This is a genomic window from [Clostridium] polysaccharolyticum, from assembly GCF_900111595.1.
Taxonomy (GTDB): Bacteria; Bacillota; Clostridia; order Lachnospirales; family Lachnospiraceae; genus Clostridium_AI; species Clostridium_AI polysaccharolyticum.
Window position 1 is genome coordinate 1 of record NZ_FOHN01000011.1, and the last position, 18,030, is coordinate 18,030.

The window sequence follows — 18,030 nt, forward strand, 5'->3', positions numbered from 1 at the left end:
ACCTATGCAATGGTTCATGACGTAGCAGTAGTTGGCGCACCTGATAAAGTGTTAGGTGAGGAAATTGCAGCATTTATCCAAATGAAGCCGGGAGCAAACTATATCAAAGAAGAAGTTATGGAATACATCAGCCAGTGCCTGCCAAAATTCAAAATGCCAAAATACGTATACATGGTAGAAGAATTCCCAATGACAAGCACAGGAAAGATCCTAAAGAGAAAATTAGTAGAAATGCTTAGCGATCAGGAAGCTATGAGCCGCATGGCATAATAGAGATAGAATGTATTAGAAGTTCGTTGATTTGATAAACACATACCAAGTAATAAGATTGAAATGTAAAGTGTGAAAGAAGAGGAAGATACCATGGAGTGGACTTCCTCTTTCTTTTGCCTTATAGCTCCAAATTAATTATGTCGTTCAAAAACTACTCGGTTCGTATAGGTGTTCATGATACAGATTTCTCCAAGAGGAATGGTTCCCATAGGTTTTTCATGGCCAGACTGAAGTCCCCAAAGCACTGGCTTTTCAAAATCTTTAAAAAAGTCGCAGAAGAAATCATATATGGTATAGTCTGGATCGGCTGGATTGGTGCAATTTAAAAAGCTGCCAAGAATTACACCGTTTACTTTTGAGAAGATACCAGCATTTTTTAAGTGATACATCAGCTTATCGCATCGAGGAATGGATTCATCTATGTCCTCTAAGAATAGAATGGAATCAGAAAAATCTGGCTGGTAGAAGGTTCCGATGGAAGGGCTCACAAGTGAGAGGCAGCCACCAAGGATTTGGCCAGTTGCAATACCAGGAACAATTGTTTTATAATAATAGCCTTCTGGATTGTGAAAGATATGAAAGGGAGGCATCTGCAAAGTGCGCTCCAAACTGGAACGGGAGTAATAATCAAAGTGTTCTGTCATATTAGACGAAACCATCGGGCCGTGGAAGGTAACAAGGTTACAAAGAGAATGAAAAGCAAGGTGAAAGGAAGTTATGTCACTATATCCTACAAAAATTTTAGGATTCTGGGCGATTGTATTATAATCTAGCAGTTCCATGATACGGGTACTGCCGTAGCCTCCACGTAGACAGAAAATAGCATGGATAGAGGGGTCAGCAAACATCTGATTGATATCGCTGGCACGGATCTGGTCGCAGCCGGCAAGATAGCCATGAAGATTCCTTTTGGCACTTTCGCCAAGGACAGGCAGGTAACCAAGAGCATCAATGGCATCTATGCATTGAACAAGCTGTTCTCTTTTAACAGGAGAGCTTGGAGCGATTAAACCAATTGTATCACCAATATGAAGAGGTAAAGGAAATTGCATAAAACACCATCCACCGTTTTTTATATATCTATGTAAAGAAAAATATAGATAGAAGTGAAATTTGATTATTCATTCGACAAATGCAATGGCTTATGATAGAATGCTATTCAGAATAAAATTTGAAATTCCAAATAGAAAAGAGGGTTTTCATGGAAGCATATACAGGATTTGCGGAAGTTTATGATTTATTTATGGACAACATACCCTATGAAGAATGGTGCCGTTACCTGACTGGACTGTTAAAGGAATATGGGGTAGAAGATGGTCTTGTTGCAGATCTTGGCTGTGGGACTGGAAATGTAACAGAAATTCTTGCACGTTCTGGTTATGATATGATCGGAATTGATAACGCAGAAGAAATGCTTTCCATTGCTATGGCAAAGAATAAAGAGGATTCTATTCTATACTTATTGCAGGATATGAGGGAATTTGAACTTTATGGAACAATAAAAGCAGCGGTCAGTATCTGTGACAGCATGAATTATATTTTGGAAGAAGACGAATTGGTAAAAGTATTTCGTCTTGTCAATAACTATTTAGAGAAAGATGGCGTATTCATTTTTGATTTAAATACAAAATATAAGTATGAGAAAATTTTGGGTGAAAATACCATTGCAGAAACAAGGGAAAAAAGCAGTTTTATCTGGGAAAATTACTATTACCCGGAAGAAGAGGTAAATGAATACCAGCTGACTCTTTTCATCAAGGATCCAGAAGAAGAAGTATTCCACCGTTATCAGGAGACACATCTTCAAAGAGCGTATTCTGTGGAAAGGATACAGGAGTTATTAGAGAAGGCTGGAATGAGGTTTGTAGCGGCATATGATGCATTTACAAAGGAGCCTCCAAAAGCAGACAGCGAACGTGTATATATCATTGCGAAAGAACAATGGCAGGAAAATAAATTATATGTCTAGAAAGGTGAATGACAATGGGAGATTATATCGTAAGAGCAACAGCAGCCAATAACCAGATTCGTGCATTTGCTGCTACTACAAGAGAATTAGTAGAACATGCAAGAGCAGCTCATAATACAAGCCCGGTGGCAACAGCAGCATTAGGACGTCTGCTTACAGGTGGGGCTATGATGGGAGCTATGCAAAAGGGAGATAAGGATTTATTAACACTTCAGATTAAGTGCAGTGGACCAATTCAGGGATTAACGGTAACAGCAGATTCCCACGGAAATGTAAAGGGATATGTAAATAATCCTGAAGTCATGCTTCCACCAAGTGCACAAGGCAAGCTGGATGTAGGTGCAGCATTAAATCTAGGTGTTTTAAGTGTAATTAAAGATATGGGTTTAAAAGAGCCATATGTAGGCCAGACACATTTAGTATCTGGTGAAATTGCAGAAGATTTGACCAATTACTTTGCAGAAAGTGAACAGGTTCCTTCTGCAGTAGCCCTTGGCGTATTAATGAATAAAGAAAATACAGTAAGACAAGCTGGTGGATTTATTATTCAGCTGATGCCATTTGCAGACGAAGAAGTTATTGATAAACTGGAAGCCAAGATTAATTCTATTACTTCGGTTACCGCTTTACTGGATCGGGATATGACTCCAGAAATGATTCTGGAAGAAGTTCTTGGTGAGTTTGGTGTTGAGATAATGGAGAAGACAGAAACCAGGTTTTTTTGTAACTGTACCAAGGAAAGAGTGGAAAGGGCTATTGTAAGTATTGGCAAGAAGGAAATTCAGGAAATGATTGATGATGGAGAGTCAATTGAGGTGAACTGTCATTTCTGTAACGAGAATTATCATTTTTCAGTGGAAGAACTTAAGGATATTATCAGGAGAAGCAGGTAATAGAAAAAAATTCCACATCTAAATGAATTAAAGATGGATCATAATACAGTATTTATGAGAATGAAAAAAACTGCCATCCGTTGAAAAACGGATGGCAGTTTTTTTATTTATCTTTTTGGTTTGAATATTAAAATGCTAATTATGTCAAAAATTGACGAAGTTAAAATTTCTAAATTATTACTTAATATATAAAAAAATTCTTGTATAATACATAAAAATAAAAAATATGTTTTTATTTGACTCGGCGTCAAGCAAGGTAGTATAATAAAAAATGTACAAACTGTTAATATAATTGCATATAAGAAGGAGAAAACTTAAAGATGAATGTTTTTATTACAGGGGGAACAGGGTTCATTGGTTCATATGTAGTTGATGAGTTAGTAAAACGAGGACATTATGTTACATTACTAGCTAGGAACACAAGCAAGATTGAAGCTTTTTTACAGAATGACAAAATAAGAATCCTAAAGGGAACTTTGGAAGAAGAAAATGTTATCATGGAAGGACTCAAAGGAATGGATGCGTGTATACACATTGCTTTGTGCATGGGAGAAACTCCGACAAAAATGCTCGAAATGGATACTAGATCAGCAGTGTACGTATTTGAGAAGGCAGCTAAGCTAGGAGTAAAGCATATTATCTATACGTCATCTACAGCAGCTATTGGACAGGTTAGAAATCATATGGATGAATTTTCGCATTCAGTTCCAACTGATTTGTATGGTGCGGCGAAAGCAGCAGCAGAAGCATATCTCTTTGCAATAGCTAATTCCAATCAAATTCAATGTAATATCCTGCGTCCTGCATATACGTTTGGAAATCCATTGTTTTCAGATGCTCCTATGGAGCCTGATTCAAGATTCCGAGATATAGTAGCAGCGGCAAAACAAGGAAAGCCTATTGAACTTATAAAGAATGATGGCACGCAATTTATATGGGCGAAAGAGCTTGCAAAACTTTATTTAGCAGTTTTAGAATCTTCTGAAAATAAAAAGATTTATATTGCTGCTGGGAAAGAATACATTACATGGTCAGAGGTGGCCAAGTATGCTATTGAACTTTTGCATTCAAAAAGTGTAATAAAGCTCAAAGACCTTGGGTGGAAGAAAGGAGCATGTATATACGATTCATCAGCTGCATTGCGAGATTTTGGAATTGGTTTTGAATCTAGAGAAAAAGTGAAAGAGCATATTCAATTTATTGCAAATATGTAATATGGTTGTATGAAACAGGAAAGGGTGTATGAAGTGAAAATATTATTATTTAGACCTTATTATGGAATAAGCATAAATGGTGATATGCATGGGGATTTAGGCGTTTGTGAATATATGGCGCATGTTTATCCTGACTTATCTTTAATTTGGGCTGCAACGATTGCACAACAAAATAAAAGTGCAGAACTGGATTTTATTGATGCAAATACAGAGAAGCTAAAACCTAGTGATGCTGAGGCAAGAATGGGAAAATCCTATGATGTTATTATTTTAAAAGCAGCATTGCCGACAATTGAATATGATATAGAATTTGCAAAGCGGTTAAAAAGGAAATATAAAAATGCAAAAGTTGTATTGGGGGGACATGCGGCAAAGCTTTTAAAAAAATGGGTGCAAAATAATGCAACAGAGATTGATGAAATCGCTACAGTGCCAATTGAAGATTATGTACATAAACTTTTGAATCCAGATGCAGAAGCATTACATTTAGATGAATTTCCTGCTCCCGATTATAACTTGACACGTTATCAGAATTTTCTGGATGACTATGGGAATTTAAGAGTTTCGCTGGCTACCAGCAGAGGCTGCAGCTTTCGTTGCAAATATTGCCCTTATGCATCATTTTATGGGAAGCAGATTGAGTTTCGTTCCATTGATCATGTTATGGAAGATATACATAGCATACTGGAAATGGGGACTAACAGAATTGTATTTCGTGATCAGTATTTTACTGCGAAAAGAGAAAGAGTCCAGGAACTTTGTGAAAGAATCATAGAGCAGGATTTAGAGATTTTATGGACTTGTGAGACTAGAATAGAATCTTTAGATGAAGAGCTGGTTGATTTAATGGTTAAGGCAGGGTTAAGAGGAATTTTCTTTGGAATAGAGTCAGCATCGGATGAAATACTTGAAAATATGGGAAGAAAAAATGGTGCGGAAAATCGGACAGTCCAGTTAATTGATTACTTAAATGAAAAAGGGGTACAGACTGGCGGATTCTATATAGTAGGTTTTCCAGAGGATACTTGGGATTCTATTGCGAAAACATTTGAACATTCTATGAAATTAAACACTACATTTGCGAAGTTTTCAATTTATGATCCATGCATGACTTTAAAGGAAGAATTAAGTCCAGATATGTTCAGAAAATTTGAAAACACAATGAAAATACAAGCATGTAAAAACTTGACTCATGACCAGCTTCAGTATGTAGTAAATCAGTTTACCTTAATTCAAAACATTAAATCACAAGGTTTTGAACATGCATACTATCATCATTATAGTCAAAAGGAAAAATATCAGGAGATATATGAACATGCAACACAAGAGGAGGTATTTCAGTGATGCAAAAGGATAAGATTAAGGTTAGAGGGTTTGAAAGCAATAAAGGGACCATCAAATCCGAAAAAAATATGAAAGGGAAATACTGTCTGCAGCCTTTCACCAATGTAGATATACATAGCAATTGTGGAGTACGCTGCTGCAGTGAATCATGGATGCCCGCTTGGATTGGAGAGTTAAAAGATAAAACCATTAAAGATATCTGGAATAGTGAAACGACACAAAAGATCCGAGAAAGCATACTGGATGGTTCTTATTCGTATTGTGACTGGCATCAGTGTCCTTTTTACAGCAATGAAAATTATTATCTGTTTACAAGGGAAGAACTGGAACATCCAGAGAAACTGACTGGAGTACGCAGAGATCGTGTTGAGAAGCATAAGCCATGGATTCAGTACATATTAGATGGTAAGACAAAAGTAGATATTCCACCTGCGAATTATAATCTGGCATATGATGAAACCTGCAATCTGAAATGCCCTAGCTGCAGAAGCCACAGCCGTGTATATGTAGAGGGGGAAGAATATGAGAAAAGATATGAAATTCATAAGAAAGTAATTAACGAACTTATGGATAATGGAATGGATTGTATTGGACGTTTGAATGTTACTGGTTCAGGAGAGCCGTTTATATCTAAAATTTTTTCAGACTTTTTATTCACATTTGATGGAACACAATATCCAAATCTGGATATTAATATCCAGTCAAATGGGGTTCTTTTTACACCAGAAGCATGGGAGAAGATGGAGAAAATACATGGAAATGTAAATGAAGTCATTATTTCCATAGATGCAGCATGTGCAGAAACGTATAGTCAAATCCGAGTAAATGGAGATTATGAACGGCTGCTCTCGAATATTAGATTTTTATCTGGACTTCGTAAGGAAAAAAAGATTAACCGTCTTATGCTAGCTTTCGTAGTACAGAGGAAAAATTATAAAGAAATGGTTGATGCTATAAAAATTGGAAAAGAACTGGGCGTTGATTTATTTATCTTTAACTTGCTTAATAACTGGTGGTCCTGGTCAATTGAGGAATATGAAAGAAATGCCATATGGAAACAATACAATCCTGAATATAAGGAATTTTTAGAAGTGTTACGTGATCCTATCTTCGATGATCCAATGATTGATTTGGGAAATATGATGGAATATAGAAAAGAAGCTATGAAAGCAGATTAATTTCTGGCAGAAAGGAAAGGATGAAAAGCATGAAATTAACCAGAGTTCAGCTGAAAAGGAACAAAAACCAGATTATCATGGCAAATGGAAGTGAACGAAGTGATTATATCCCGATGAAATATATTTTTTCTCAGTTTGAGCGAATTCATGATGGAGTTCAGCTGATGAAGACCTACTATCCAAATGAAAAAAACTGGTCAGATAGTCATAGAATTTCAGAAGTGACTAAAAAGGAAAATGTAGATTATGCATGGGGATATGAATATGAAGATTATCATCCATTTAATATCTGGAGTGAGCATAGCAGTACTTTAAGAGAGATTGAGGAAATCAAGCAATATGGTGCGGATTTACATCTTACTCTTACAATGGATCTTGCTCTTTCAGAAGACGAAATCAGGAAGATTGCGGAATCTTTACGAGGGTATGGAAAAATCTATTTAAGGATTAACCATGAAATGAATGGAACTTGGTTTCGCTATAATACGCAGCATACCTATAAGGAAGCCTGTGATTTCTTTGTAAAATGTCATCATATTATAAAGCAGGTAAGTTCCAATATTTATACGGTATTTAATTTATCAGCGGATGCATTTGTAGTAGATGTGCAGGTAAGGAATGAGCCTCTCCATTTAGATGCTTTAAGAGAGGCACTTCAAGTAGCAGACTACTGGTCTATTGACAAGTATGCCTCTTTAAACTGGGGCTGGCCTTTTGAAATGCCTGATGATGGAGAACACTGGAGACATTGGACAGGTACAGTGGAAAACTGGTGGACCATTATAGAAGAAACATACATTAAAATGATTTGGAACAATGATCTGAAAGCAAAGCCATTGTTTATAAATGAATTTAATTCGGATTCTGACGTAGATGGTGAGAATGGCCAGGCTGAGGTTATTTCAAAAGTCTATAAAAGAATTGCCAGGGGAGAATTTGAGTGGCTGGAAGGAATTGTATTATACCAGTTTAGAGATTATGGTGGACTTGGACTGGAGAAAGGAACTAGAGAAAAGTTCTGTAAACTTCCAGCATTGAGTGCTTATAAGGAAGCAATACAAGAGTTCCCATACTCATTCCAGCAGGAAAAAGATAATTGGGAAAACGCAGATTTTACATTTGTATGGCAAGACATAGATCAGGTATATGGAGTCCGTATTAAGGAAATTCAGGGAAAAGACTGTTTTCAAAATAAATTGGATATGCCAGTATTCCTGACTTGGGAAAATGGAACAGTATGGAAGAGAATTCTTCCAGAAGAATCCGTTTCCTTGCCGCATAAAGAGGAAGTGTATTTATTTGTTCCGCCATATAAAAACAAGAATCATGTATTTCAATATTCGGCAGTAGTACGTAATATAGAAAGTCAATTAGAGAAAATGTTTCAGTAGAAAAAAGTATGGAAACCTGAAGGGAGAAAAAAAGATGAGTGAGTTAGTTGCATTAAAACATGAATTTGAAAGAATTGAAAATATTATTGTAGTTGACTGGGGAGTAAGCAATGTATGTAATTACAGATGTTCCTATTGTCCTCCTGATACGCACAAAGGGGATTGCAAGTTTGTTCCAATTGAAGATATTCTTGCATTTTCTAATCGCGTTGTAGATCATTACAAAAAGAAATTAGGAAAAGAGATTTATTTCTTATATACAGGTGGAGAAGTAACGCTTTACAAAGATTTTATTACACTAATTAAAGCACAGCATGAGGCTGGCAACAAAATTGGAATCAGTTCAAACGGCTCTAGGGAGGTAGAATTCTGGAAGGAAGCAAAACATTATCTTCAGCATGTAAGTTTAAGTTATCATTCTGAATTTACCAATATTGATCATTTTATTGACGTAATCAATGAAATTAAGGATACCTCTTATGTCCACGTAAACATTATGATGCATCCAGATCATTTCCAGCAATGTATTGATGCGGCTTATAGAATTTATGAGGAGACAGACGAGATTACAATTGATTTGCAGGTAATTACAAAAAATTTCCAAGAACCATATGATTATAGTGATGAACAAAGACAAAAGATGCTTGATGTATCAAAAGAATTGAATAGCAAGCTGAAATTGCATCGTGAAAGAATTGGCTATCGTGGTCTTATGAAACTTGTCTATGATGATGGTTCAGAGAGACTTATTAAAGGAGGTGAGGTTATTACAGAAAAACTCCATTCCTGGACAGGCTGGAAGTGCAATGTTGGTTTAGAACTGCTGGTTATTGATATGCAAGGAAATATTAAACGAAGCTGGTGTGGAGATGCACCAGTAATTGGTAATATCAAAGATGAAGTCCTTGAATTTCCAACAGAGCCACATGTATGCAAAAAGGAATGGTGTACAGGTGGTGTAACAGATACGATGGTTACAAAATATAAAAAATAAAAAAGGAAGCAGGTGGTATTGTGCTGGAAATGCCTTGTATGGTAAATGCAATGAAGGTAAAAAACAGGATTGTAATGCCGGCAGTTTATATCGGAAATAAATTTTACCATGAAAAATTTCAGAATTTTTATATATCACGAGCAGCAAAAGATGTAGGAATGATTATTGTCCCAATTCCAACTATGAATGGAGTGGCTGACCTTTGTTGTGAAGAATTTATTCAGACTTCAAAAAGGTTTGTAGCAAAATGCCATCAATACGACTGTAAGCTTATCGCACAGATATTTTCTGGTGTGGGAGAAATGGTCAATGAGTTCACAAAGGAAGAATTGGAACAGATATCCCAAGATTTAATTCTGTCAGCAAAAAAAGTAAAAGAAGCAGGCTATGACGGAATAGAAATTCATGGAGCACATCATGCTCTATTTATGTCATTGCTTTCACCTAAAGCAAATTTAAGGACAGATGAATTTGGCGGGAAATTTGAGAACAGAGTGAAACTTGCACTTAGGACAGTAAAAGGAATACGTGAAGTTATCGGTAAAGAGTATCCACTTATGTTCCGGTTTAGCGGAACGGAATTCTGTGAAGGTGGTGTAGACATAAAAATGTCTATTCGTTATGCAAAATTACTTCAGGAGGAAGGAGTAGACTGCATTGATGTATCCGCAGGAGGAAGCATATGTTCACCTAAGAATTCAGAGTGTCCAGATCAGACAAAAGAAGAAGGGTGTTTTTCAGACATCTTTTCTGCAATTAAAAAAGAAGTAAGTGTTCCAGTAATCGGCTCTGGAAAAATTATTACAAAAAAAACTGCAGATAAAATTTTAGAAGCAGGTGAAGCAGATTTTGTTGGTGTTGGAAGACCTCTTGTAGCAAGTGCAGATTGGGCCAGAAGAATGCTAAAAGGAAATGATGGTGATAAAAGCTGCATAGAAACCTGGTATGAACAGCTGCCAAAATGGAATTAGGCAGCACATAGTAATATTGTACTTTTTACCACAAAAATTATTCAAAATAACACATTGTAATCCTTTAAAAATAGTGTAAACTTAATGTGTATAGTTTAAAAGTATTGCCGAAAAGAAAAGGAGAAGAAACATGAACTACGGTTATTTTGATGATGCAAACAAAGAGTATGTTATAACAAAACCTGATACCCCAGCACCATGGGCGAATTATTTAGGATCACCAGAGTATGGTGCCATTATTTCCAATAATGCTGGTGGATATAGCTTTGTAAAGAGTGGAGCAAATGGAAGAATTTTACGTTATCATTTTAATTCAGATGATACTCCTGGAAGATATATTTATATAAGAGATGATGAAACAAAAGATTACTGGTCAGCATCTTGGCAGCCAGTAGGAAAAGATTTATCTGTATATAAGAGCGAATGCCATCATGGTACAGGCTATACAAACATGAAGGCATCCTATGCGGGCATTGATACAGAAGTTTTATATTATGTTCCTATGAATAAAACATATGAAGTATGGAGCATGAAAATAACCAATGCTTCTGATCGAGTTAGGAAACTGTCTGCATTTGGTTATGCTGAGTTTTCCAATGAAGATAATTACAATCAGGACCAGGTAAATCTGCAGTATACATTGTTTATAACAAGAACCTATTTTAAAGAGAATAAAATCCTGCAGGCTATCAATGAAAACTGTACGGGAAGTCCTGTAAATGGAAGCACAGGAAAAAACAGGTTTTTTGCTCAGACAGGTGCACAAGTAACCTCTTATAATGGAAATAAAGATTCTTTCTTTGGAAAATATCATTCCTATGGCGATCCAAAAGCTGTTATAGATGGAAAATGCAATAATGAGTTAAATTATAATTCTAATAGCTGTGGAGCTTTACATTCTGCAATTGAATTGCAGCCAGGAGAATCCAAAGTGATTACATATCTGTTAGGCAGCAAGAATGAAGCAGAAGCAGACGAAATTATTGCACGTTATCAGTCAGAAGATGCTGTATGCAAAGAGGTACAGGAATTAAAAGATTTCTGGCATGCAAAATTACAGAATCTTGTTGTAAAGACACCAGATGCGGCATTTAACAGCATGATTAATATTTGGAATGCTTACCAATGCTTTATTACCTTTACGTGGTCAAGAGCAGCTTCTTTTGTTTATTGTGGTGAGAGAAATGGTTATGGTTATAGAGATACGGTACAGGATATTCAAGGTATCATTCATTTAGATCCTGAGCAGGCAGCGGATAAGCTCCGTTTTATGTTATCTGCACAGGTAGATAATGGCGGTGGGCTTCCACTTGTTAAATTTGATCATAATCCTGGACACGAAGGTACTCCTGACGATCCGGAATATGTAAAAGAGACAGGACATCCTGCATATCGTGCAGATGATGCATTGTGGTTATTCCCAACAGTTTATAAATATATTAGCGAGACAGGCAATAAATCCTTTTTAGATGAAGTAATTCCATTTTCAAACAAGGGGGAAGCAACTGTATATGAACATTTAAAGAGAGCAATCCAGTTCTCGGAAGACAGGCTTGGCGCACATAAGATGCCAGCAGGGCTTCATGCTGACTGGAATGACTGCTTAAGACTTGGTAAAGCAGGAGAATCTTCTTTTGTTGCAATGCAGCTATATTATGGATTAGTAATCTTAAAAGAATTTGCTACGGAAAAGAATGATACAGAATATGTTAAATATTTATCTGATCTTCAGGATGAGTTAGGCAGTATCATTAACTCAGAATGCTGGGAAGATGACAGATATATTCGTGGATTTACAGAAGCTGGCCAAGTGATCGGATCAAAACAGGATAAAGAGGCAAGCATGTGGTTAAATCCTCAGTCATGGGCAGTTATCAGTGGTGTTGCATCAAAGGAACAAGCTGAGAAAGCCTTAGAAAAAGTACATGAAGAATTAAATACAGCATTTGGTGTACGTGTTATGGCTCCATCTTTTAAACAGCATGCCTTTAAAGGCGCATTGTCGTTATTGTTTAATCCTTCAACAAAAGAGAATGGAAGTGTTTTCTCACAGACGCAGGGATGGATTATTTTGGCAGAATCCTTAATGGGACATGGAAATAGGGCATTTGAATATTTCAAAGAGAGTTCCCCTGCATCACAGAATGACAATGCAGATGTGAGAATCCTTGAACCATATGTACATGGACAATTTACTGAGAGTGCAGAAAGTCCATTTGAAGGACGTGCACATGTTCATTGGTTGACAGGAACAGCTTCTACTGTAATGGTAGGATGTGTAGAAGGTATTTTAGGATTACGTCCAGATCCAGATGGATTATGTATCGCACCAGCGATTCCATCTGAATGGAAAGAAATTACGATGGAAAAAGTATTCCGTGGATGTAAATTAAATATTACTGTTAAAAATGAAAATGGAGCTGAAGGCGGTTACAAAGAATGCTATTTAAATGGTGTTAAATTAGAGAAAAACTATGTTTCAGCTACAGATTTGAAGGATGTAAATGATATTCTTCTAGTTATGTAATTTCTTAAGCAATGGGCAGAGAATACTTCTCTAGGAAGCACTTTCTGTCCTATTGCTTTTTTTATGGAATTATGCTGCATTTCATTTTCTGTTCTGGGCTGAAATTGGAAAGGGAGAGCAGTATGTTTAAAGAAGAAATATTAAAAAGCAATATTATAAATGAAGTAAAAGAAAAGATGAAAGAGTTTTTTGGGGTATCTTATTGTACTATGGTTTCTACTGGTACCGCTGCAATAGAGGTTGCTTTAAAAGCATTAGAACTGCCAAGAGGAAGTAAAGTAATTATTCCAGATATTTCTTTTATTGCGACAGCCACAGCAGTTGCAAATGTAGGGTTAATTCCTGTATATGCGGATTGTACTCAAGATGTCTGGGGAATGCCTTTAAGTGAAGTAGAAAGACTTTATAAGAAATATCCAGATGCAAAAGCGTGTATAGTGGTTCATTTTTCTGGTATTGTGAATCGAGATATTGAACGTATTGCATCATTTTGCAGAAAAGAAAAGATATATTTAATTGAGGATTGTGCACAGGTATTCGGTGCATCTTTTCAGAATAAAAAATGCGGCTTGTTTGGAGATATAGGTACATTTAGTTTCCAGACATCTAAAATAATTACTTGTGGAGAAGGAGGTATGGTTATTGCAGAGGATAAAGAATTAGCAAATAAGATACAGGCTGTTTCAGACTGGGGATTAGATTATCAGGAAAACAGGCTTCTTTCTTTATCTTGTGGCAACAATAGAATAAACCCATTTGCGGCAGCATACTTAGGCGAGCAGCTTAACATGTGTGATGAAATTTTTTTTAATAGAAGAATGATATATGAAGAATTTTCCAAGCTGGCAGAAGAAATGGGTTTTGAAGTACAATTTAGGGCAGAGCAGGACGTATTTTCAGATATGCCATTTTTCTTGTTATTAAAGGTAAAACACAATAGAAAAGGGGTAAATGTATTACATCCAATTAATGAATATCCAATGCATTTATCTAAACTGGTTCCAAGTATTATTCAAATACAATATCCAGATTTACTAGAGGAATACAAAGAGATTATTAAAGAACAGGATTATAGTGGAAGTATAGAAATGGTAAATCAGACAGAATTTCTTCCAATGTATGGTGTTACATTAGATAATATGAAAGAAAGATTTGCTGGTCTTTTATAATGGTTAAGCGTGAAAGATATATCTGAAAAGAGGCTTTCAATGCAGGAGGGAATGAAATGACATTACTTGAAGTAAAGGATTTGACACGTGAATTTAAAATATTGAACCGAAGAGAAGGATTAAAAGGGGCAGTAAAAGATTTATTTTCAAGAGATTATAAAACGTTAACTGCTGTAAACCATGTTAATTTTTCTATTCAAGAAGGAGAAATTGTAGGATTTATTGGATCCAATGGCGCTGGAAAATCCACAACAATTAAAATGATGACTGGACTTATAAAACCGACAAGTGGCAATGTAACGGTAATGGGATATAATCCAATGAAGGACAAAATGGAGTATCTTAAAAAAATTGGTGTTGTATTCGGCCAGAGAACCCAGTTATGGTGGGAACTTCCGGTAATAGAGTCTTTTAAGCTGCTAAAAGATATTTATCAGGTAGATGATAAACATTTTAACGAAATGATAGATATATTTGATGAACTTGCAAATATTAAAGAATTGTATATGACTCCAACTAGGAACTTGTCTTTAGGCCAAAGGATGCTGTGCGATATAGCAGGTGCATTTTTACATAATCCGAAAATTATTTTTCTGGATGAGCCAACCATAGGCCTTGATGTGAATATTAAAGCACGGATGCGCAGTATGATCCGGTACTTAAATCAGACAATGAAGACAACCGTAGTTTTAACCACTCATGATACAGGTGATATTGAGGAACTGGCAGACAGAATTATTCTTATAGACAAAGGAAAAATTCTGTATGATGGAGAAGCGGAAGCATTTCATCATATTTTTGGAGCATACAAGACAATAAAAGTAAAATTGAAGGATACAGATTTAGCAAGTGTTCCACAAGCTGTAGAGCGTATATCCAATGCACTGGCAAATGTGCCAGATGTAAAAGTACAGGAGCAGGAAGCTGGCTGGATACAAGTAGTTGTTAATGATGAGCTGACCAATATTGATGAAGTAATCAAGACAATTCTGGAAGTCTATAAATGTAAAGACTTGATGATTAATGATGTAGAATTAGCTAGTGTACTTCAGCGTGTATATAATGGAGATGTGGATATTAGTGTCCGGAGGAAAAAATGAAAAAGTATTTTACATTAAGTAAAGTTGCTTTTATGGCAACATTGGTGAACCGATTTCACTTATTTGCTATGTTTATTACGAACATAGCATACATTATTATCACTTATTTTTTATGGAAAGCGATATATGCAAGCAATCAGGGGGTAAATTCTGTTATGGAATTTGAAAGTACGTTTGTATATCTTGCACTGTCGTCTTGTATTTATTATGTTTTTCAATCATGGGTGGAATATGATCTTTCAGGGGCAATGATTAATGGAAATGTAGCGGTAGACTTAACAAAACCATATGATTTGCAAAGATACTGGTTTTATAGGATTTTGGGATTTGCTATCTGTAAATTGCTTATGATAGGTGTCCCATCTGTTGTAGTTATAATATGCATGGTCAAAGGGAAATTCTTAGTTGGTCCGCAACTGCTTATAGGGTGTTTTTCGTTAATAATGTCCTATGTGATTAGCTTGAATATGGACTATATTGCTGGACTGGTTTCTTTCTATACCCAGTCAGTGTGGGGGGTATGTTTAGTGAAGGAAACATTAGTCTTGCTTTTATCTGGAATGAGTGTTCCAATTGCTTTTTTTCCTAAGGCTATTGGTGAAGTAGTGAAAATGCTTCCATTTAGTTCAATGTTCAATACGCCAATGACAATTATGCTTTCTAAGTCAATGCCAGCAGGTGAGATAGGAAAATTTCTTGGCATACAGTTCTTTTGGGCGTGTGGGATATATTTCCTTGCTAAGCTGTTTTACAGACATTGCTTAAATCATACGATAATAAATGGTGGGTGATAGGAGGAAAATTATGTTTGGCAAATTTCAAAAGAAGCTGTGTTTTTATTGCAGGTTATATAAAAAAATCATAATTGCATATTTAAAAATCAGGTTAGGATACCGCCTGGATTTTTTAGTAGGTTTTTTTGGGATGCTTATCAAAAGTGCATCAGGAATTATAACCTTAAGCATAATCTTTAGCAATGTTCCTCAGATTGAAGGATGGAGCTATTATCATCTGCTTTTTATGTACGGCCTATCAAGCTTAGTACTAATACCAGTAGAAACTTTTTTTGTAAATGCATGGGCATTACATACGCATATAATACAAGGAACGTTTGTAAAGTACTGTTTAAAGCCGATTAATACAATGTTTTTTTATTTTTCGGAAATTGTTGAAATTAAGTCCCTTCTTCAATTGTTTATATCAATACCGATTTTAATTATATCGGGAAAGAAAATGGGCATTGACTGGTCCTTTCCTTTGATTGGAGCTTATATCCTGTATTTTATCTGTGGATCCATTATTTTGATTTCCATTTATGTAATGGCAGCATCGTTAGGATTTTGGCTGATGAACTCTATGTCCATAATTAATTTTGCAGGACAGGTGATAAATTTTTCGAAGTATCCGATTTCCATATATGGAACATTTTTAAAAGCAGTATTTACTTATATCCTTCCAATTGGATTTGTTTCGTATTATCCAATGATGCTTATGCTTGGAAAGATATCCTATGGAAATGTAGTTCAGGCAATTGTGACAGCAATACTCTTTGGAAGCGTAGGATGCCTGATATGGCACAAAGGAGTAGAACATTATTCGGGGACAGGTTCGTGATAAGGTACATATAAGGCAAAATTCGATTATGCAAATATACATCTTCATATTTCCATATACCATTTATTATGTTATAATAAACTGGACAAAAATGTAACGGAGGTATGAAGATGTTTTCTTTTGATGAAGTTAAGAATTTCGATCCAGATTTGGCTGCAGCCATTGAAAAAGAGATTGGAAGACAAAATAGCCATATTGAGCTGATTGCTTCTGAAAACTTTGTAAGCAAGGCTGTTATGGCAGCGATGGGGAGTCCGCTTACTAATAAATATGCAGAAGGATATCCAGGAAAAAGATATTATGGCGGATGTGAATTTGTTGATATCGCAGAAGATTTAGCAAGAGATAGAGCAATGAAACTGTTTAACTGTACATATGCCAATGTACAGCCACATTCTGGTGCACAGGCTAACTTAGCAGTATTTTTTGCATTAGTAAAACCAGGTGACACTGTTATGGGAATGAACCTTGATCATGGCGGACACTTGACACATGGAAGTCCTGTTAATATTTCAGGAAGTTATTTTAATATTGTGCCTTATGGTGTAAATGACGAAGGTCTTATTGATTATGATGAAGTAGAGCACATTGCAAAAGAATGCAAGCCAAAATTAATTGTTGCAGGTGCCAGTGCTTATGCAAGAAAAATTGACTTTAAGAGATTTCGTGAAATTGCAGATGAAGTTGGTGCATTCTTAATGGTAGACATGGCTCATATTGCAGGGCTTGTAGCTGCAGGCCTTCATGAAAGCCCAATTCCATATGCGCATGTTACAACGACAACTACCCATAAAACACTTCGTGGGCCAAGGGGCGGAATGATTTTATCCAGCAAAGAATTTGCAGAGGAATATAAATTAAATAAATCGGTATTCCCAGGAATCCAAGGTGGGCCTTTAATGCATGTGATTGCTGCGAAAGCAGTATGTTTTAAAGAAGCATTAGATCCAAGCTTCAAAGTTTATGCACAGAATATCATTGATAATGCACAGGCACTTGCGAATGGTCTTATAAACAGAGGATTTAATATTGTATCTGGTGGAACAGACAACCACTTAATGTTAGTAAATCTTGTGAACAAAGGTATTACAGGTAAGGAAGCAGAAAAATTGTTAGATGCTGCGAATATCACTTGTAATAAGAATACCGTTCCAAATGATCCACAGTCACCTTTCGTAACAAGTGGTATCCGTTTAGGAACAGCAGCTGTTACTACAAGAGGCTTTAATACAGCTGATATGGATGTAGTTGCAGATGCAATCGCTATGTTAATCAATGATGTAGAAGCAAACAAAGACAAAGCAATGGCAATGGTTAAGGAATTGACAGATAAACATCCATTGTATTAATTTTCTGATAACAGCGGTATGATTATTATACAGAACACTACTGG

At 35.9% G+C, this 18,030-nt stretch carries 16 protein-coding genes; 15 read left to right on the forward strand and 1 reads right to left on the reverse strand.

Annotation, left to right across the window (positions count from 1 at the left end):
• The coding region (locus BMY85_RS08340) for an AMP-binding enzyme (protein WP_143066351.1) at nucleotides 1–270 on the forward strand (270 nt) is incomplete at its 5' end.
• Nucleotides 271–404: 134 nt separating this feature from the next.
• Here the strand turns inward: BMY85_RS08340 and BMY85_RS08345 are convergent.
• Nucleotides 405–1,325 (reverse strand): S66 peptidase family protein, encoded by a 921-nt coding sequence (locus BMY85_RS08345; RefSeq protein WP_092477822.1) that lies wholly within the window; start codon nucleotides 1,323–1,325, stop codon nucleotides 405–407.
• Between the two features lie 149 nt (nucleotides 1,326–1,474).
• On the opposite strand from BMY85_RS08345, the gene BMY85_RS08350 reads away from it, so the two are divergent.
• From BMY85_RS08350 to glyA, 14 genes are all read left to right on the forward strand, one after another.
• Entirely contained in the window at nucleotides 1,475–2,242 is a 768-nt protein-coding gene (locus BMY85_RS08350) for a class I SAM-dependent DNA methyltransferase (protein WP_092477823.1), read from the forward strand.
• A gap of 14 nt (nucleotides 2,243–2,256) precedes the next feature.
• Entirely contained in the window at nucleotides 2,257–3,135 is an 879-nt protein-coding gene (gene hslO / locus BMY85_RS08355; protein WP_092477824.1) for an Hsp33 family molecular chaperone HslO, read from the forward strand.
• Between the two features lie 320 nt (nucleotides 3,136–3,455).
• Nucleotides 3,456–4,349 (forward strand): NAD-dependent epimerase/dehydratase family protein, encoded by an 894-nt coding sequence (locus BMY85_RS08360; protein ID WP_092477825.1) that lies wholly within the window; start codon nucleotides 3,456–3,458, stop codon nucleotides 4,347–4,349.
• A 33-nt stretch (nucleotides 4,350–4,382) separates the two neighbouring features.
• On the forward strand, nucleotides 4,383–5,693 hold the full coding sequence (locus tag BMY85_RS08365; RefSeq protein WP_177180704.1) for a B12-binding domain-containing radical SAM protein: 1,311 nt from the start codon (nucleotides 4,383–4,385) through the stop codon (nucleotides 5,691–5,693).
• Complete coding sequence (locus BMY85_RS08370; protein ID WP_092477827.1) at nucleotides 5,693–6,871, forward strand: radical SAM protein; 1,179 nt, start codon at nucleotides 5,693–5,695, stop codon at nucleotides 6,869–6,871. The genes BMY85_RS08365 and BMY85_RS08370 overlap by 1 nt, the downstream gene beginning before the upstream one ends.
• Nucleotides 6,872–6,900: 29 nt before the next feature.
• The gene (locus tag BMY85_RS08375; RefSeq protein ID WP_092477828.1) at nucleotides 6,901–8,262 is read left to right on the forward strand and encodes a hypothetical protein; all 1,362 of its coding nucleotides are present in this window, start codon (nucleotides 6,901–6,903) and stop codon (nucleotides 8,260–8,262) included.
• A gap of 34 nt (nucleotides 8,263–8,296) precedes the next feature.
• The gene (locus BMY85_RS08380; RefSeq protein WP_092477829.1) at nucleotides 8,297–9,256 is read left to right on the forward strand and encodes a radical SAM protein; all 960 of its coding nucleotides are present in this window, start codon (nucleotides 8,297–8,299) and stop codon (nucleotides 9,254–9,256) included.
• A 29-nt stretch (nucleotides 9,257–9,285) separates the two neighbouring features.
• Nucleotides 9,286–10,227, forward strand: a complete 942-nt coding sequence (locus tag BMY85_RS08385; RefSeq protein ID WP_242939709.1) for an NADH:flavin oxidoreductase — start codon at nucleotides 9,286–9,288, stop codon at nucleotides 10,225–10,227.
• Nucleotides 10,228–10,357: 130 nt separating this feature from the next.
• Nucleotides 10,358–12,754 (forward strand): GH36-type glycosyl hydrolase domain-containing protein, encoded by a 2,397-nt coding sequence (locus BMY85_RS08390; RefSeq protein WP_092477831.1) that lies wholly within the window; start codon nucleotides 10,358–10,360, stop codon nucleotides 12,752–12,754.
• Between the two features lie 122 nt (nucleotides 12,755–12,876).
• Complete coding sequence (locus BMY85_RS08395) at nucleotides 12,877–13,923, forward strand: DegT/DnrJ/EryC1/StrS family aminotransferase (RefSeq protein ID WP_177180705.1); 1,047 nt, start codon at nucleotides 12,877–12,879, stop codon at nucleotides 13,921–13,923.
• 56 nt (nucleotides 13,924–13,979) lie between these two features.
• The gene (locus BMY85_RS08400) at nucleotides 13,980–15,023 is read left to right on the forward strand and encodes an ABC transporter ATP-binding protein (protein ID WP_092477833.1); all 1,044 of its coding nucleotides are present in this window, start codon (nucleotides 13,980–13,982) and stop codon (nucleotides 15,021–15,023) included.
• Nucleotides 15,020–15,814 (forward strand): ABC transporter permease, encoded by a 795-nt coding sequence (locus BMY85_RS08405; protein ID WP_092477834.1) that lies wholly within the window; start codon nucleotides 15,020–15,022, stop codon nucleotides 15,812–15,814. Before BMY85_RS08400 ends, BMY85_RS08405 begins: the two co-directional genes overlap by 4 nt.
• 13 nt (nucleotides 15,815–15,827) lie before the next feature.
• The gene (locus BMY85_RS08410) at nucleotides 15,828–16,637 is read left to right on the forward strand and encodes an ABC transporter permease (RefSeq protein ID WP_177180706.1); all 810 of its coding nucleotides are present in this window, start codon (nucleotides 15,828–15,830) and stop codon (nucleotides 16,635–16,637) included.
• Nucleotides 16,638–16,747: 110 nt separating this feature from the next.
• Entirely contained in the window at nucleotides 16,748–17,986 is a 1,239-nt protein-coding gene (glyA, locus tag BMY85_RS08415) for a serine hydroxymethyltransferase (RefSeq protein WP_092477836.1), read from the forward strand.
• Nucleotides 17,987–18,030 lie beyond the last annotated feature (44 nt).

Excerpts from the sequence above, each read along its gene's own strand:
- BMY85_RS08410 (WP_177180706.1), top strand. The coding sequence starts at position 15,828 with ATGTTTGGCAAATTTCAAAAGAAGCTGTGTTTTTATTGCAGGTTATAT.
- BMY85_RS08380 (WP_092477829.1), top strand. The coding sequence starts at position 8,297 with ATGAGTGAGTTAGTTGCATTAAAACATGAATTTGAAAGAATTGAAAAT.
- BMY85_RS08405 (WP_092477834.1), top strand. The coding sequence starts at position 15,020 with ATGAAAAAGTATTTTACATTAAGTAAAGTTGCTTTTATGGCAACATTG.
- glyA (WP_092477836.1), top strand. The coding sequence starts at position 16,748 with ATGTTTTCTTTTGATGAAGTTAAGAATTTCGATCCAGATTTGGCTGCA.
- BMY85_RS08375 (WP_092477828.1), top strand. The coding sequence starts at position 6,901 with ATGAAATTAACCAGAGTTCAGCTGAAAAGGAACAAAAACCAGATTATC.
- BMY85_RS08400 (WP_092477833.1), top strand. The coding sequence starts at position 13,980 with ATGACATTACTTGAAGTAAAGGATTTGACACGTGAATTTAAAATATTG.
- BMY85_RS08360 (WP_092477825.1), top strand. The coding sequence starts at position 3,456 with ATGAATGTTTTTATTACAGGGGGAACAGGGTTCATTGGTTCATATGTA.
- BMY85_RS08350 (WP_092477823.1), top strand. The coding sequence starts at position 1,475 with ATGGAAGCATATACAGGATTTGCGGAAGTTTATGATTTATTTATGGAC.
- hslO (WP_092477824.1), top strand. The coding sequence starts at position 2,257 with ATGGGAGATTATATCGTAAGAGCAACAGCAGCCAATAACCAGATTCGT.
- BMY85_RS08385 (WP_242939709.1), top strand. The coding sequence starts at position 9,286 with ATGCCTTGTATGGTAAATGCAATGAAGGTAAAAAACAGGATTGTAATG.
- BMY85_RS08370 (WP_092477827.1), top strand. The coding sequence starts at position 5,693 with ATGCAAAAGGATAAGATTAAGGTTAGAGGGTTTGAAAGCAATAAAGGG.
- BMY85_RS08345 (WP_092477822.1), bottom strand. The coding sequence starts at position 1,325 with ATGCAATTTCCTTTACCTCTTCATATTGGTGATACAATTGGTTTAATC.
- BMY85_RS08390 (WP_092477831.1), top strand. The coding sequence starts at position 10,358 with ATGAACTACGGTTATTTTGATGATGCAAACAAAGAGTATGTTATAACA.
- BMY85_RS08395 (WP_177180705.1), top strand. The coding sequence starts at position 12,877 with ATGTTTAAAGAAGAAATATTAAAAAGCAATATTATAAATGAAGTAAAA.